The following is a 16,520-nucleotide window of genomic DNA, read 5'->3' as shown; positions in this document are numbered from 1 at the left end:
ACTTTCTTGCAAGGAAAGCTGCATTGTTCAAGGTGAAGTTGCTTCATGTAAGGGCATAAAAAAACCCGCAACACGTGCGGGTTTTTCAATTACTTACTTTATTTAATCAAAGCGATTAAAAAAGCTCGTTTGCTTTGCTTACAATGTTTGCCACTGTAAAACCAAAGTGCTCAAACAGCTCGCCTGCAGGTGCTGACTCACCAAAGGTAGTCATACCTACTACTGCGCCGTTTAGGCCTACGTACTTGTACCAGTAGTCAGCAATACCAGCTTCTACTGCTACGCGGCGTGAAACAGATGCCGGTAATACGCTTTCTTTGTATGCTGCGCTTTGATCTTCAAAGGCATCAGTACATGGCATAGATACAACACGTACCTTTTTACCTTGGCTGCGTAGCTCTTTAGCTGAATCTTGTGCTAGTTGTACTTCAGAACCCGTTGCAATGAAAATAATCTCTGGGTTGCCGTCACAGCTAAGGATGTAACCACCCTTTTTAACGTCACTTAATTGCTGTGCGTCACGTGCTTGTTGCTCAAGACCTTGGCGAGTAAAGATAAGCGATGTAGGACCGTCTTTACGCTCAATAGCTTGTTGCCATGCAATTGCCGACTCAACTTGGTCACATGGACGCCAGTTATATAAGTTAGGCGTTAAACGCATGCTTGCAATTTGCTCTACTGGTTGGTGAGTTGGACCATCTTCACCTAAACCAATTGAATCGTGCGTGTATACAAAAATGCTTGGTTGCTTCATTAATGCAGCCATACGAACAGCATTTTTTGCATATTCAACAAACATTAAGAACGTTGCACCGTAAGGAATAAAGCCTTTATGAAGCGCAATACCATTCATAATTGCCGACATACCAAACTCACGTACACCGTAGTAAATGTAGTTACCACTTGCATCATCGCGTGTTAAACCTTTAGAGCCATCCCAAATTGTTAAGTTTGAGCCAGCTAAATCGGCTGAGCCACCCATAAATTCTGGTAATAACGGACCAAATGCATTTAATGCATTTTGTGACGCTTTACGAGAAGCTGGATTTGCAGGGTTTGCTTGCAATTGCTCAATGTACGCTTGAGATTTTTCAGCCCAATCGCCAGGCAGTTCGTTATTAATACGACGCTTATATTCAGCTGCAAGCTCTGGGTATGCTTTTGCGTATGCTGCAAATTTTTCGTCCCAGCTTGATTCAAGCTGCTTGCCTTTTTCTTTGCCATCCCACTGTGCGTAAATATCATCAGGAATTTCGAAAGCATCGCCAGTCCAACCTAAAAATTCGCGAGACGCTTTAATTTCGTCATCACCTAGTGGTGCACCGTGACAATCATGGCTACCTGATTTATTAGGTGAGCCGTAACCAATAATTGTTTTACAACAAATTAGTGAAGGTTTATCGGTAACGCTTTTTGCTTCTGCAATTGCAGCACTTACAGCATCGCTGTCGTGGCCATCAACACCACTAATTACATGCCAACCGTATGCTTTAAAGCGAGCTGGTGTATCATCTGTAAACCAACCTTCTACTTCGCCATCGATTGAGATGCCGTTGTCATCCCAAAATGCAACAAGTTTACCCAGACCTAATGTGCCTGCAAGTGAACCTGCTTCATGAGAAATACCTTCCATAAGGCAGCCATCACCCATAAATGCATAGGTAAAGTGATCAACAATATCGTGACCTTCACGGTTAAACTGTGCAGCAAGTGCTTTTTCAGCAATTGCCATACCTACGGCATTTGTGATCCCTTGACCTAATGGACCCGTAGTAGTTTCGATTCCTGGTGCATAGCCATATTCAGGGTGCCCTGGAGTTTTAGAGTGCATTTGACGGAAGTTTTTAATTTCGTCCAGTGGTAAGTCGTAACCACTTAGGTGCAATAGAGAATAGATAAGCATTGAACCGTGGCCGTTTGAAAGAATAAATCTGTCACGGTCAGCCCACTCTGGATTCGTTGGGTTATGTTTTAGATAATCGCGCCATAATACTTCTGCGATATCAGCCATGCCCATAGGGGCTCCAGGGTGGCCAGATTTGGCCTTTTGTACTGCGTCCATTGACAAGACGCGAATAGCATTTGCAAGTTCTTTGCGAGATGGCATGAATTCTCCTACCTTATATGTGTATTTGCGCGGGTATTTATGTGTTTGTTTATGTAACCAAATAACTTGGATACTGTTATATATCCATTCTTACTTATTGTGGGGGCGGTGTGCAATTAAAAACCCCAGAAAAGGCAGCATTATGAATTTTTTTTGAGACTAGAACGACATTCGTAATTTTATTTAGACGTCTAGGCGTAAAAACACTATGCAATGCGTTTTGTTTTCGATAAAATACGCCCCTTAATTTTTTAGCGCTAATACCGACATTTGTGAAGCGCAATATTTGTGAGCAGAAATACAATGGCAAAACATTTATTTACTTCTGAATCTGTTTCTGAAGGTCATCCGGATAAAATCGCCGATCAAATCTCTGATGCGGTACTTGATGCAATCCTAGAGCAAGACTCTCAGGCTCGCGTAGCGTGTGAAACTTACGTTAAAACCGGTATGGTTATGGTTGGTGGTGAAATCACTACTAGCGCATGGGTTGATATCGAAGAAATTACACGTAAAACAATTCGTGACATTGGCTACACAAATTCAGACATGGGCTTTGATGCCGATTCATGTGCAATTTTGAACACTATTGGTAAACAGTCTCCTGACATTAACCAAGGTGTTGACCGTACTAGCCCAGAAGAGCAAGGCGCTGGCGACCAAGGCTTAATGTTTGGTTACGCATGTAACGAAACAGAAGTACTAATGCCTGCTCCAATTACTTACTCACACCGTTTAGTACAGCGCCAAGCGCAAGTACGCAAAAGCGGCGAGCTTAATTGGTTACGTCCAGATGCAAAATCTCAAGTTACTTTTGCATACGAAAATGGCAAACCTGTAGGTATTGATGCTGTTGTACTTTCTACTCAGCACAGCGAAGACATTTCGCAAAAAGATTTAGTAGAAGCTGTGATGGAAACAATCATCAAGCCGGTACTTCCTGCAGAACTTATTACAAGTGCAACTAAGTTTTTCATTAACCCAACAGGTCGCTTTGTTATTGGCGGACCAATGGGTGACTGTGGTTTAACTGGTCGTAAAATCATTGTAGATACATACGGTGGTATGGCTCGTCACGGTGGTGGTGCTTTCTCTGGTAAAGATCCATCAAAAGTTGACCGTTCTGCGGCATACGCTGCACGTTACGTTGCTAAAAACATTGTTGCTGCTGGTCTTGCTGACAAGTGTGAGCTACAAGTCTCTTACGCAATTGGTGTTGCAGAGCCTACTTCTATCAGCGTTGAAACGTTTGGTACAAGCAAGCTAGAAGAAAGCCGTTTAATCGAGCTTATTCGTGAACATTTTGACCTGCGCCCTTACGGCTTAATTCAAATGCTTGATTTAGAGCGCCCTATCTACCTTCCTACAGCGGCTTACGGCCACTTTGGTCGTGACGAATTCCCTTGGGAACGTACAGATAAAGCAGACGCACTTCGCGCAGCTGCCGGCCTTTAAGCCAAAATTGTTGTAGTAAATTAAAAACGGCCCTTTTAAGGGCCGTTTTTACATCTAAAACTTATTCGCTATATTGTTTGTAGAGCGTCTACAAAATAACTATTAAATCGACCTCGAATTCTTTTGTACTTTAGGTATATACTCATTTCATTATAAAAGCTTTAGGGACAGTTAAATGGCCGATAACTTTCGCGTTATATTTGCAGGACTTGCCGATAACGTTGACATAAAAACAGCATGTACAAATTTAGCTGCAAAATTAAAAACGTCAGATGAAAAAGTAGCTCTTTTTTTTAAAGGTAAGCCACTGTTTGCACCAAGCGATAAAGACAAAGCGTTAAAACAGGCTAAGTTACTAGCAGGCTTAGGCATTAAAAGTAAGCTTCAAGCTGTTTCAAACATCATTCAAAATGGCTCAAACCCTGCTGCAAATAACAATCAACGTGATGAACGTATTTTTGATGCACTCGATTACATCACTAGCAGCTTAATTCGCCTTGAAGAAAAGTTAGACGAGTTAGAGCAACGCCTTCCTGAAGCTCAGTTAAAAGCACCAGACGAAAGTATTGACGAATGGCAAGGTGACGATCTAATGCTAGGTGATGATTTAGCGCCTCCTAAAAAACGCAGTAACTTACTTTTATATTCATTGATTGCAACTGCCACCATTTTGCTAGTCGTACTGGCTGTTTTTTTAATTTTTCCCGATTTATTCTCTTTTTAAGAATGGCTAATTAATTTAATGAGCAATAAACGCGCAAAAATAAGAGCGGAAATTCGTAACACCCGTAAAAACTTGTCAAATAATCAGCAAATAATTGCTGCGCAATCGCTAAAAATGAATTTTATTCAACATTTAAAAAGCGAAAAAACAACGAATTCAAAGCATATTGCCATTTACTTAAGTAACGATGGGGAGCTAGACACTTCATTGTTAATTAAAGAATTATGGAGTTTAAACCATACCGTTTACCTACCTATAATACACCCATTCAATGGCGCTAATTTACTATTTCAGCGCTATGAGAAAAACTCACCCATGAGAGCAAATCGCTATGGTATCTTGGAGCCTGAGCTGAACTGCTCTCAAATATGCCCATTACCAGTGCTTGATTACCTCCTTATGCCATTAGTTGCATTTGATAAACAAGGTAATCGCCTAGGAATGGGAGGTGGGTTTTACGACCGGACATTGGCGCGTTTGCACGAACAAAATTGGCAAAAACCACAACTAATTGGCCTTGCACATGAATGCCAAAAAGTTGAGGCCCTACCAATCGAGTCGTGGGATGTACCACTTAAAACCATTATCACCCCAGATAAAACATACTGTTGGTAACAATTAAATTTGATTACTAACCGCATATTTCTGACATACATGAGCACAAAGCAATGACACAAGACGAATTAAAAAAAGCAGCTGCTTGGGCAGCACTCGAGTTTGTAAAAGAAAACACTATTGTAGGTGTGGGTACAGGCTCTACTGTTAATCACTTTATTGATGCCCTTGGTTCAGTAAAGGACACTATTGTAGGCGCTGTATCAAGCTCAGAAGCCTCAACCGCGCGCTTACAAGCGTTAGGTATTGAAGTATTTGAGCTTAATAACGTTGCTGCTTTAGATGTATACGTTGACGGCGCTGACGAAATAAATGATCAAAACGAAATGATTAAAGGTGGCGGCGCAGCCCTTACTCGCGAAAAAATAGTAGCCGCTGTAGCTAAACAATTTGTGTGCATTGTAGATGACACCAAATTAGTAAAAACATTAGGCGACTTCCCGCTTCCGGTAGAAGTTATTCCAATGGCTCGCAGCTACGTTGCACGAGAATTATTAAAGCTTGGTGGTGACCCTGTTTATCGCCAAGGCGTAGTTACCGATAACGGTAACGTTATATTAGATGTATTTAACTTAAAAATTACCAATGCTAAACAACTTGAAGCACAAATAAATTCAATTGTTGGCGTAGTTACCAACGGCCTATTTGCAATGCGTGGTGCTGATAAAGTGATTATCGGTACTAAAAATGGGCCACAAATTAAATAGGATGAGGTTATGAGTAAGGTATCGTTAGCAAAAGACAAAATTAAAATTCTCTTGCTTGAAGGTGTTCACCAAAGCGCTGTTGAAACGCTAAAACGTAACGGTTACAGCAATATCGACTACGTTAAAACATCCTTACCTGAGGACGAATTAAAAGAGCGCATTAAAGATGTTCACTTTGTAGGACTTCGTTCTCGTACTCATATTAACCAAGCCGTATTAGACTCAGCTGACAAGCTAGTTGCTGTTGGGTGTTTTTGTATTGGTACAAACCAAGTTGATTTAGATGCAGCACGCGAACGCGGTATTGCTGTATTTAACGCACCATTTTCTAATACTCGTTCAGTTGCTGAACTTGTACTTGGTGAAATCCTACTTTTATTACGCGGTATTCCAGAGCGTAATGCAGCGGCTCATCGTGGTGGCTGGTTAAAAACAGCAAATGGTTCGTTTGAAGCACGTGGTAAAACATTAGGTATTATTGGCTACGGTCACATTGGTACTCAGCTAGGTATTATGGCTGAAAATATCGGTATGAACGTTGAATATTACGATATCGAAGATAAATTATCACTCGGTAATGCAAAGCAAGTTCACAACCTAACTCAGCTGTTACAACGCTCTGATATTATTAGTTTACACGTACCAGAAACACCGCAAACTAAAAATCTTATTGGTAGCGCAGAACTTGCTGTTATGAAGCAGGGATCTATTTTGATCAATGCTTCACGCGGAACTGTTGTTGATATTGATGCACTTGCAGAAGCACTAACAGAGAAAAAACTAAGTGGAGCAGCAATCGATGTGTTCCCTACTGAGCCAAAGTCTAACGATGAAGAATTTGTATCGCCACTGCGCCAATTCGACAATGTTATTTTAACGCCGCACATTGGTGGTTCTACACAAGAAGCGCAAGAAAACATTGGTATTGAAGTAGCGGGTAAACTGGCTAAATACTCAGATAATGGCTCAACTATTACTGCCGTTAACTTCCCTGAAGTATCGCTGCCTGAGCTTGCTAATCGTAGCCGTTTATTACACGTGCACCACAACCGCCCTGGTGTACTAACGCAAATTAACCAAGCGTTTGCACAGCACGGTATTAACATTGCTGCGCAATACCTACAAACAGACGCATCTATTGGTTATGTAGTTATTGATGTAGATACAGATCAATCTGAAGTAGCACTTAAAGAACTAAGCGCTGTTGAGGGTACAATTAGAGCACGTATTTTGCATTAATAAGTACTTTTGATATTAAGAAGGGTCCTTATGGACCCTTTTTTGTATTTAGATTACATATACTTTCTTAAGTATTTTTTGAATACCGGATCTGTTGCAGCCAACTCTTTTTGCTCAGCTAATATCTCTTTTAAAATAGCACCTGAGGTAAGCGGGTTTGCAAGTACCACTCTAAATACAACTGTAGGTTGATTGTCGTATTTAGAAGGCGTTAAACGAGTACGTGATACAAATGAGCGACCAGACTCTCGCTGACGTTTTTGCATACTGGCAGTAAAACGATTCAGAGAGGCAAAAATATCTAACCGAGTTGCAGCATCTGCATCGGCTATTGCTTGTTTAATTTGCTTAGGTACATAACGATACGTTAATAAGCACAATTCAGGTTCTGAAATAAGCTCAAAGTCTTCATCAGCTTTAATTAAATCAGCAAAGTAATGTGCTTTTTTGATGCTTCGATCAATCAGCATTTCATAACCTTTACGACCAATAACACGTAAGCAAGCATGTACTAACATTGCCATACCAGGTCGGCTGCCTTCAAGCGTGTGGCTACCTAAGTCTTTTGAACCTTTACGTAATATGTACTCAGCGTGATGCTCTATTGCATCGGTTGCAGCGGGATCTTTAAATAAAACTAAGCCCGCTCCCATTGGTACATACATTTGTTTATGTGCATCGATGGTAATTGAATCTGCTCGCTCAACCCCTTTTAGTAAAGGGCGATGCGTGTTCGATAAAAGGGTTGCTCCTCCCCATGCAGCATCTACATGAAAATGGCAGTTAATGTCTTGTGCTAAGTCGGCCATTTCATCAAGTGGGTCAATATTACCGGTTTCGGTTGTACCCGCTACCCCAATAATCGCCATTACTTTAATGCCTTGCGATTCAAGCTCACGTGCTTTTTCGCGCATAGCTCCTACATCAACTTTATTATTTTCGCAGGTTTTAATGCCAATTAAGTTATCGCGGCCAATACCGAGTAAATCAACCGATTTACCTAACGAGTAATGTCCGCGTTCTGATATTAATACTGCTAAACCTTTATAGCCGTAATGCAGCATACCGGCAATTAGGCCTTGTGCGCCGATACCTCTAAAATCGCCATCGGGTTTTAATAAGCGGTTTCGAGCAATCCAAAGCGCAGTAATATTAGCGACCGTTCCACCAGAGCAAAATGCACCTAATGAGGTTTTAGCACTGTGCATCCATTTAGAATAAAATGAATCGTCTTGCCCATAAGCTAAATGGTGCATCATTCCAAGCACTTGACGTTCAAGAGGCGTAAACGCTTTAGACGTTTCTATTTTTACTAGATTTTGATTTAGCCCTACCATCAATTTTGACAGCGGTAATAAGAAATGCGGCAAGGCAGAGGTCATGTGACCAATAAAGCTAGGCGCAGCTGTATGCACAGAATGCGCAACAAGTTGCTCCATTATGTCTTGGGCATAAGCAGATACAAACGTTGGATCCTCTGGGATCACTGCCGACTGAAAATCTTTTTCGATTTCATGTAATGGTTTTTCAATTGCCGCTATATTTTCGTTTAGAAAACCTGCTAAATTACTCGAAATTTCAAGCTCGATTTTGCTTAAAGTTGAGTCTGGCGCTTCAGGTACAGTAAATATACGCTTAAGGCTTTCTTTAGAGGCGACGGCACAACGCTTTTGATCCATCTCAATACCTAGTGTGTGTAGCTAAAACACGCGCTTACCCATCAAAAACGCCTAATTATTAGGACATTTAGAGCAATCGTGTTTCTTTAAAAATTGCGCTAACTTTACTGCAATATAACTAAAATGTCTCGTTTAAACCTGTAAAAGCAATCAAAGCGATGACAAAAAAATGATAATTTAATTAAAACTCTACCAAACCTAATTATTTATTGGGCATTTACTTATTTTGGGTATAATAAATTTGATAACAAAAAAGGGACACATATGCCAGAAGGAAGAGTCAAAGTTAGTTGGATAGTGGCAGGCTTTAGCTTATTTTTAATAAGCTTGCTTACCTATGTTTACTACACTTACCAAACCACGCGTGCTGAAATAATGCAGTCGGTTGATAATCGCTTACTTAATGCCGCCACCAGCGTTAAACATATTCTAGGTGAAAATTACTTAAGTGCGGTTAATCAAGGCGACAACATAAGTTTTTCTTACTATCAAAATAAGAGTAAACAGCTCTCTGAGTTTGCTCAAGCACTTGATATTGCTTATGTGTATTCAATGATTTTAAAAGACGGAAAGGTTCTTTTTAGCTCATCAAGCTACACGCAAGACGATCAGAATAATGGCAAAGTAACTCAATTTTTAGATCTCTACCCTGAAGCTACCGATGCAAATATAAGTGCTTTTTACTCAACCGAGCCTGTATTTGAAATATCGAGCGATCAGTGGGGCCACTTTAAAACTATTTTTATTCCTTACGTTGACCCTATTAACGGCAATACCTATTTAACGGGTGCCGATATAACTATTTACAATTTAAACGAGAAACTTAAAGAAAGCGTATCAAAAGCAGCTGCCATGGCGAGCTTCTTCTTTTTTATCGCGATACTAGTTGCCGCCATATATATTTATTTACTAAAGCGCTCTTTAGCAACTGACTCAAGTACTGGTTTTTCAAATCATATTGCTCTTGAGTACTTTATTAAAAAAAGTAATGCTCATCACATGCAGTTAGCCGTTATTTGGGTTAATGAAATAGAAGATATAAACAGTTTCTACGGCACTGAAGTGGGTGACAAAGTAATGAAAAACTTACTTATTCACTTTAAACTCAGAAGCTCTGCGCATTGCCATATATACAGACTAGCAACCAACAAAATAGTATTACTCGCGCCTAAAGAAATGAGTAATGACGAATTTACCGATCTCGTAAAAACATATAACTTTAATACCCCAGTGTTAACTGACCCTTTTATTTACATAACCCTATGTGCAGGTATTGCCAGTGGCAATAAATCGCTACTGCTTGAAAATGCTCATATAGCGGCGCTGCAAGCAAAACAAGGCAGGCATAGCGTAGTTAACTACTCAAAAGCGCTACACGATGTAAAAACGCAATATCAATACAATGTTGAAATGGCTAAAGAGGTGCGTGAAGCGTTTGATAACAACCGTATAGTGCCTTACTTTCAACCCATTATTGATACAAATACCAACAAGGTCGTTCAATACGAATGTTTAGCTCGAATGGTAACGGCGCAAGGGGAAGTGTTGAAACCTGATGCATTTTTAAATGTTGTTACTCGATCAAGAATGGACGGAATACTTACCCGTACTATATTTTCACAATGTGTTAGTCGCTTTAGAAAAACCGATATTTGCTGGAGTTTAAATATAACAGCACAAGATATGCTCGACCCTAATTTAAGTGAGTTTATTGCGGACGAACTTAAGCGCTACCCGCATCCTGGTAATATCACACTAGAGCTTTTAGAAACCCAAGCTATTGCCAACTTTTCTGAGGTAAAAGCATTTATTGGAATGGTTAAAACGAAAGGCGTTAAGGTTATTATTGATGACTTTGGTAGTGGTTATTCAAATATATCAAACGTACTTAAGCTGGAAGTAGATGGTATTAAGCTAGATGGCGCACTAATAAAGCAAATAGTGAATGACAAAGATATCTATTTATTTATTGAACATATAGCCAGTTTTGCTAATCAACTTGGTTTGCAATTAATGGCAGAGTCGGTAGAAAATGCAACCATAGTAACCGCACTTAAAAAGGCGAATGTGACACTAATGCAAGGCAACTACTTTGCCCACCCAGTGTCACATGTTAGTACGGTTATAGAAGAAGAATTAGCACTTTAACTTACTTTAGCGAGGTAAGTTAATAACGAGTCGGTGGCTTTGCTGGCCACTGGCCCAGTATTTACGCTCAAAAGGCGTAATGGCATCGTCTGACTCATAAAGCGTTACATCGCAAGGGTTGCCTGTTAATTCGAGCGCCCGAGCAAACTCCTTAACGTAAATATCCCAATTGCTGCGCACTTCTAATTTTCCACCTAACTTAACGATAAATGGAAAAATAGCCGCGCCATGCCAGCGTCTACGAATATGCTTAGATTTAGGCCACGGGTTTGGATACAACAAATAATGGTGTATAGGTTGCCAATTAGCAGCAACCGCTAAACGCCAAAAGTCGTTTAAGTCTGCTTGCACTAAGATGTACTGACCACTGTCGGTTTGCTTATATTCAACATCGTGCTTATCTAATCGGTGCGACGATTTATCAATACCAATTATAAGTGCATCTGGGTGGCGCTTAGCTAAGTTAGCTGAGCTTTCACCTACGCCACAACACGAGTCTAAAATAAGCGGGCCACTAAAGGCTTGTACTTTAGCATTAACCTCGTCAAATGCGGCTTGGGTATGCGCTGCAATTGGCTTTTTAAATTCAGCATCTAAGTGCTTATTTACTATTTCATCAAGCTTTTCGTGAATACCCGCTTGATTAGATACAATACTACGTGAATTTGCATCACTCATTAGTGTCTTAGCCCCACACCTTTTTTGATCAATGTAAGCGCTAATGTAAATAACGCTGTTATAAATACTAAAATAACCCCAAGAGCCACGCTCAAATCAACATCCGACACACCTAAAAAGCCATAACGAAATGCGTTAACCATATAAATTATAGGGTTGATTTGTGATACATTCTGCCAAAATTCAGGCAGCAACGTAATTGAATAAAATACACCGCCTAAGTAAGTTAGTGGCGTTAGTATGAAGGTGGGGATAATGCTTATATCGTCAAAGCTGTTTGCGTAAATCGCATTAATTAAGCCACCTAAAGCAAACACAGCTGAGGTTAAAATAACCGTCGCCATAATTACAAAAATATTATGAATTTGAATATCAACAAATAATAACGATACACAGGTAACTATAAAGCCCACCATAATACCGCGCGTCATACCGCCCCCCATATAACCTAGAACAATGATGTAGTTAGGTACAGGTGCAACTAAAAGCTCTTCAATGCTTTTTTGAAACTTTGTTGAGTAAAAACTAGAGGCTACGTTGGAATAAGAGTTAGTAATAACCGACATCATTATAAGGCCAGGTACAATAAACTCCATATAACTAAAGCCGCCCATGTCGCCAATGCGTGAACCAATTAAGTTACCAAAAATAACAAAATATAAGCTCATCGTAATTGCTGGCGGTACTAAAGTTTGCACCCAAATACGTAAAAAACGAATGCACTCTTTGATCCACAAACTCTTTAAGGCTACGCCATATTTAAACATTTATTCGCCCCGCCCTTGCTCTAGTAATCCAACAAATAACTCTTCTAATCTGTTTGCTTTATTTCGCATACTCAATACAGTATTACCTTGAGTTGTTAATGCACTAAAAACCGCATTTAATCCTTGAGATTTAGCGACTTCTACTTCAACAGTGTGATCGTCCGTCATGGTAAATTTATAACCTTCAAGCGTTACAGGGTTTGCTGGCATTTTTAAATCTAAAATAAAGGTTTCTTTATCAAGCTTTGCAAGCAGTGCTTTAATGGTCGTGTTTTCAACAATTCGGCCATTATCGATTATGGCGATGTTTTTACACAGTAACTCTGCTTCTTCAAGGTAGTGCGTAGTTAAAATAATAGTTACGCCTTGCTCATTTATTTGGCGTAAAAAATCCCACATTGAACGACGAAGTTCTATGTCTACACCCGCTGTTGGCTCATCAAGTATAAGCAACTTGGGTTCGTGCATAAGGGCACGCGCAATCATTAATCGGCGTTTCATACCGCCTGAAAGCGTACGTGCTTGTTTGTCTTTTTTCTCAAGTAAGCCAAGTTGCGCTAAGTATTTATCAGCACGTTTATGGGCTTCGCCACGTGGCACACCATAATAACCGGCTTGGTTAACAAGTATTTGGCTAAGCGTTTCAAATTGGCTAAAATTAAACTCTTGCGGCACTAAGCCTAAATGCGCTTTTGCAGCTTCTAAGTCAGTATCAATATTACAACCGAATACTTCTACTTTGCCTTTTGTTTTATTAACAAGTGACGAAATAACACCAATGGAGGTTGATTTACCTGCTCCGTTTGGACCAAGTAAAGCGAAAAAGTCGCCCTCTTTAACTTGTAAATCAACGCCTTTAATAGCCTCAACACCATTTTTATAAACCTTGGTAAGGCCTTCTATATTTAAAGCAATATTTTGCTTATTCATTACTTACCCTCACCATAACCCCAACGTTTTGTTAGGTTATGTTCAATATTTAAATGATCTAAAATTCTCGCCACCATAAAATCAACTAAGTCTTCAATACTTTGTGGCTTATGATAAAAGCCAGGCGCTGCTGGCATTATGGTCACACCTAAACGAGATAACTTAAGCATGTTTTCTAAATGAATTTCGTTAAACGGTGTTTCGCGCGGCACTAAAATTAACTGTCCGCGTTCTTTAATTACCACATCAGCGGCGCGCTCTAATAAGTTATCTGACGCCCCTACTGCAATTGCAGAAACCGATCCTGCACTACACGGGCATACCACCATTTTTTTAGGCGCCGCAGAGCCCGAAGCCACAGGGCTAAACCAGTTATCTTTACCGTATACTTTTAACTGCCCAGATTTAGCATTAAACAGCGTACTTAACTGCTCAGTGGCTTTGTCTTCATTACCAGAGAGCTTAATATTTGATTCTGTATCAAGCACCACTCGCGCTGCACTTGAGATAAGTACGTAAACTTGAAATTGCTGCTCAAGCAATACTTCAAGTAACCTTAAACCATAAGGCGCACCTGATGCACCGCTAAAAGCGAGCGTAATTCTATCTTTAAATTGCACACTATTCTCCGCTGTATTTATCAGCTAAACCATCAACAAGGTGTTGATGAAGGCCATTAAAACCGCCATTGCTCATAATTAAAATATGCTGATTAGGCTCAATATTTTCAAGCACCGTATCAATAATTGTTTGCGTGCTGCTAAAGCACTGCATGCCTGCTTTATCTGCTTGCTCTTTTAGCGACCAATTTAGATTCTCTGGTTCAAAAAGTAGTACGTCGTCAGCATCACGCAGTGAATCTGATAATGTATATTGGTGCACGCCCATTTTCATAGTGTTTGAGCGCGGCTCTAAAATAGCGATAATTTTTTCATCACCTACTTTTGCGCGCAGTCCTGCAAGCGTAGTTTTAATTGCTGTTGGGTGATGCGCAAAATCGTCATACACCTTAATATTATTAATATCAGCCTTTAGCTCCATACGCCTTTTAGGGCTAATAAATTCTCCTAAGGCATCAATACTATGATCAACAGCTATACCCACATGGCGCGCTGCTGCGATAGTCATAATTGCATTTTTAACGTTATGCTCGCCTATTGCTTGCCAGCAAACAGTACCCTGCTTTTCGTTATTTAAAAGTACATTAAACTCACTACCATCGGCTTTTATTAATTCATAGCCCCAGTCATCACCGAGTGTTTCGCTTTCGCTCCAAAGCCCTTGTGCTATTACGTCATTAAGCGCTACGTCTTGCTTAGGCCAAATTACCTTGCCGCTTTGAGGTAATGTACGCATTAAGTGATGAAATTGTTTTTTTATTGCGTTTAAATCTTCGAAAATATCAGCGTGATCGAATTCAAGATTATTTAATATAAGTGTACGCGGAAGGTAATGGACAAACTTACTGCGCTTATCAAAAAAAGCTGTGTCGTATTCATCGGCTTCAATAACAAAAAATGGCGTTTCACCTACTTTGGCCGATACACCAAAATTTTGGACTATGCCGCCAATTAAAAACCCTGGTTTTAAACCTGCGTACTCTAATACCCACGCAAGCATACTTGCTGTGGTTGTTTTACCATGCGTACCGGCTACAGCAAGTACCCACGAGTTTTGTAATAGGTTATGTTTAAGCCATTCAGGGCCAGATGTATAAGGCAGGCCTTTATCAAGCACATATTCAACACACGGGTTACCACGGCTCATTGCATTACCGATAACTACCATATCTGGTTTTGGCTCTAATTGAGATACGTCGTAGCCTTGAGTCAGTTCAATGCCAAGCTCTTCAAGTTGCGTACTCATTGGTGGGTAAACGTTTTGATCAGAACCCGTTACTTTATGACCTAATGATTTAGCAATGGCTGCAATACCACCCATAAACGTGCCACAAATGCCCAAAATATGTATATGCATATACTTTCCTTAAATCGTATGCTCACTTTACAGCTATGCAAAGTTTAATGGCGCTATAATGCCAAAATTCGTGCTTAGTTACTATGTACGTCTGCACAATTCACTCGTGCCAAAAACACGTTAATTAGTTTTTTAAATGCTAAAAATCAAAAAATAGGCACGTTCACCTACCTTGTATTGCTTTTAATCAATTATTATCAATGTTATAAACCAGCTTGCTGTATAACTTTAAAACTTAAAAAGGACTTAATATGAAAAAACTATTCTTTATAGCCTGTATTTTACTTAGTCAAAAAAGCTTTGCTTTGGAATTTGCTAAGTACCCAATAGAATTAAGTTCGGGCGAAGGCGTTAATGTTGTTATTGCCCCAACAACAGATAAAAAACAAGCTTTAGTAAAAGTAACAGGCATAAACCATGATATTGATGGGATTGTATTTTTAACCGATTTAAAACCTCATGGTAGTAATAAAGCTTACAAATATACTTACGATGGTACACAAAGAAGTTTAGTAAGTGTTGAGGAAGGCTACCGCTGTTGCTCTTACAATCTTTATATTCCAGACACTCGTGATGGAATTTACTTATCAAAAAAAGAAGAGTCAAACCCTGCCATTGTTGAAGATTTAAAAACGCAATACGATCAACAGTTAAATAAAGGTACTCAAGCTAAACTAGCGAAGTTTAATCGTGAAAAGCATTTAGGGTATCAACAAAAAAATATAGCTGCCGCTAATAGCGAAATAGATAAGCAATGCGGATTAAAAATAAATACCAATGTTGATTGGGAAAGCATTGATGATGAAAACCTAAAAGAATATCCAGTGGGTTCATTTTGTGCACAAGTTGCAAACGAAATGGCATACATGTGCGAAAAAGACCAAAGTTTTAAAAACGACATAGCTCAGTTCAATGCTATCGAATGTAAATTTACTAATGAGCTAAAACTACGTAAAAATGGTAATACACTTATATTTAAAACAGCACCAAAAGCCGCTAACCAACGCCGTTTTATTGAAGCTTATTTATTAAATTTATAAGCTGAGTTTAAAACCAAAAAAAGCACCTAAAGGTTAATGCCAGTCAGTTAAGCTGACTGGCATTTTTCTTTTTATGGGGATACTTAGATGGTTTTGGCTTAACCCATCGGGGATATCTTCTATCCTCTCGTCTAGCTGGAAGCTTAAATAAGACCAGTGTATTGAGTAAGTGCTGCCAGTGTATTGGAATGTTCCCTGGACTCATTATAGATACTGACGAGAAATACTGAATGACAGCCATCGAACTGCTAGAGAAACTAAGCTGGTTAGGCCATATCCCAGGGCAAGATCACGAACTTTACCTTGACTTAAAAGTATGATCTTATACTCCTCTTTTCAAGGAGCGTTCTCATGCTTGATACTCAGCTATTTAAATATTTCGAATCAATCGATGATCCTCGCCAACAAGGTAAAGTGGTTCATAAACTATTTGATATCATATTCTTAGCCGTCA

The 16,520-nt window shown here is 39.6% G+C and carries 14 protein-coding genes; 7 read left to right on the top strand and 7 right to left on the bottom strand.

The annotated features are described in order from the left end of the window. Window positions 1-115 precede the first annotated feature (115 nt). Window positions 116-2,107 carry a transketolase gene (tkt, locus tag I6F44_RS15660; RefSeq protein WP_197174135.1) on the bottom strand — a complete coding sequence of 664 codons (1,992 nt, stop codon included), beginning with the start codon at window positions 2,105-2,107 and terminating at the stop codon, window positions 116-118. 303 nt (window positions 2,108-2,410) lie between these two features. Between tkt and metK the strand changes: the two genes are divergently transcribed. The 5 genes from metK to serA all read left to right on the top strand — a co-directional run bounded on the left by metK (window position 2,411) and on the right by serA (window position 6,847). Further along, a complete protein-coding gene (gene metK, locus I6F44_RS15655; protein ID WP_024600601.1) occupies window positions 2,411-3,562 on the top strand; it encodes a methionine adenosyltransferase in 1,152 nt (383 codons plus the stop codon). A gap of 175 nt (window positions 3,563-3,737) precedes the next feature. After that, window positions 3,738-4,286, top strand: a complete 549-nt coding sequence (locus I6F44_RS15650) for a hypothetical protein (protein WP_197174134.1) — start codon at window positions 3,738-3,740, stop codon at window positions 4,284-4,286. A gap of 18 nt (window positions 4,287-4,304) precedes the next feature. Further along, window positions 4,305-4,901 carry a 5-formyltetrahydrofolate cyclo-ligase gene (locus tag I6F44_RS15645; RefSeq protein ID WP_165736233.1) on the top strand — a complete coding sequence of 199 codons (597 nt, stop codon included), beginning with the start codon at window positions 4,305-4,307 and terminating at the stop codon, window positions 4,899-4,901. A 53-nt stretch (window positions 4,902-4,954) separates the two neighbouring features. Beyond that, window positions 4,955-5,608, top strand: a complete 654-nt coding sequence (rpiA, locus tag I6F44_RS15640; protein WP_024591469.1) for a ribose-5-phosphate isomerase RpiA — start codon at window positions 4,955-4,957, stop codon at window positions 5,606-5,608. A gap of 9 nt (window positions 5,609-5,617) precedes the next feature. Next, on the top strand, window positions 5,618-6,847 hold the full coding sequence (gene serA / locus I6F44_RS15635; protein WP_024594074.1) for a phosphoglycerate dehydrogenase: 1,230 nt from the start codon (window positions 5,618-5,620) through the stop codon (window positions 6,845-6,847). 53 nt (window positions 6,848-6,900) lie between these two features. On the opposite strand, the gene panP is transcribed toward serA, so the two are convergent. Next, window positions 6,901-8,526, bottom strand: coding sequence for a pyridoxal-dependent aspartate 1-decarboxylase PanP (gene panP, locus I6F44_RS15630; RefSeq protein ID WP_197117757.1), 1,626 nt, complete (start codon window positions 8,524-8,526; stop codon window positions 6,901-6,903). A 264-nt stretch (window positions 8,527-8,790) separates the two neighbouring features. On the opposite strand from panP, the gene I6F44_RS15625 reads away from it, so the two are divergent. Next, entirely contained in the window at window positions 8,791-10,674 is a 1,884-nt protein-coding gene (locus I6F44_RS15625; protein WP_010554415.1) for a bifunctional diguanylate cyclase/phosphodiesterase, read from the top strand. A 6-nt stretch (window positions 10,675-10,680) separates the two neighbouring features. On the opposite strand, the gene trmB is transcribed toward I6F44_RS15625, so the two are convergent. Genes trmB through mpl form a run of 5 tightly spaced genes read right to left on the bottom strand, consistent with a single transcriptional unit; the run spans window position 10,681 to window position 15,026 of the window. Further along, a complete protein-coding gene (gene trmB, locus I6F44_RS15620; protein WP_165722914.1) occupies window positions 10,681-11,352 on the bottom strand; it encodes a tRNA (guanine(46)-N(7))-methyltransferase TrmB in 672 nt (223 codons plus the stop codon). Next, window positions 11,352-12,119, bottom strand: a complete 768-nt coding sequence (locus I6F44_RS15615; RefSeq protein WP_007584748.1) for an ABC transporter permease — start codon at window positions 12,117-12,119, stop codon at window positions 11,352-11,354. Before I6F44_RS15615 ends, trmB begins: the two co-directional genes overlap by 1 nt. Continuing rightward, window positions 12,120-13,049 (bottom strand): ABC transporter ATP-binding protein, encoded by a 930-nt coding sequence (locus I6F44_RS15610; protein ID WP_197174133.1) that lies wholly within the window; start codon window positions 13,047-13,049, stop codon window positions 12,120-12,122. It lies immediately after the preceding gene. Then, window positions 13,049-13,669, bottom strand: coding sequence for a flavin prenyltransferase UbiX (locus tag I6F44_RS15605; RefSeq protein WP_007584746.1), 621 nt, complete (start codon window positions 13,667-13,669; stop codon window positions 13,049-13,051). The genes I6F44_RS15610 and I6F44_RS15605 overlap by 1 nt, the downstream gene beginning before the upstream one ends. Window position 13,670: 1 nt before the next feature. Beyond that, window positions 13,671-15,026 carry a UDP-N-acetylmuramate:L-alanyl-gamma-D-glutamyl-meso-diaminopimelate ligase gene (gene mpl / locus I6F44_RS15600; protein WP_197174132.1) on the bottom strand — a complete coding sequence of 452 codons (1,356 nt, stop codon included), beginning with the start codon at window positions 15,024-15,026 and terminating at the stop codon, window positions 13,671-13,673. Between the two features lie 251 nt (window positions 15,027-15,277). Here mpl and I6F44_RS15595 point away from each other — a divergent pair, with 251 nt between their 5' ends. Beyond that, complete coding sequence (locus I6F44_RS15595; protein WP_197174131.1) at window positions 15,278-16,066, top strand: hypothetical protein; 789 nt, start codon at window positions 15,278-15,280, stop codon at window positions 16,064-16,066. The last annotated feature ends 454 nt before the right edge of the window (window positions 16,067-16,520 follow it).

This window comes from Pseudoalteromonas sp. NZS11_1 (assembly GCF_015864275.1).
In the GTDB taxonomy this organism is placed as follows: domain Bacteria; phylum Pseudomonadota; class Gammaproteobacteria; order Enterobacterales; family Alteromonadaceae; genus Pseudoalteromonas; species Pseudoalteromonas arctica.
Note: the sequence above shows the minus strand (reverse complement) of the source record. Positions and strands in the feature narration are given on the sequence as shown.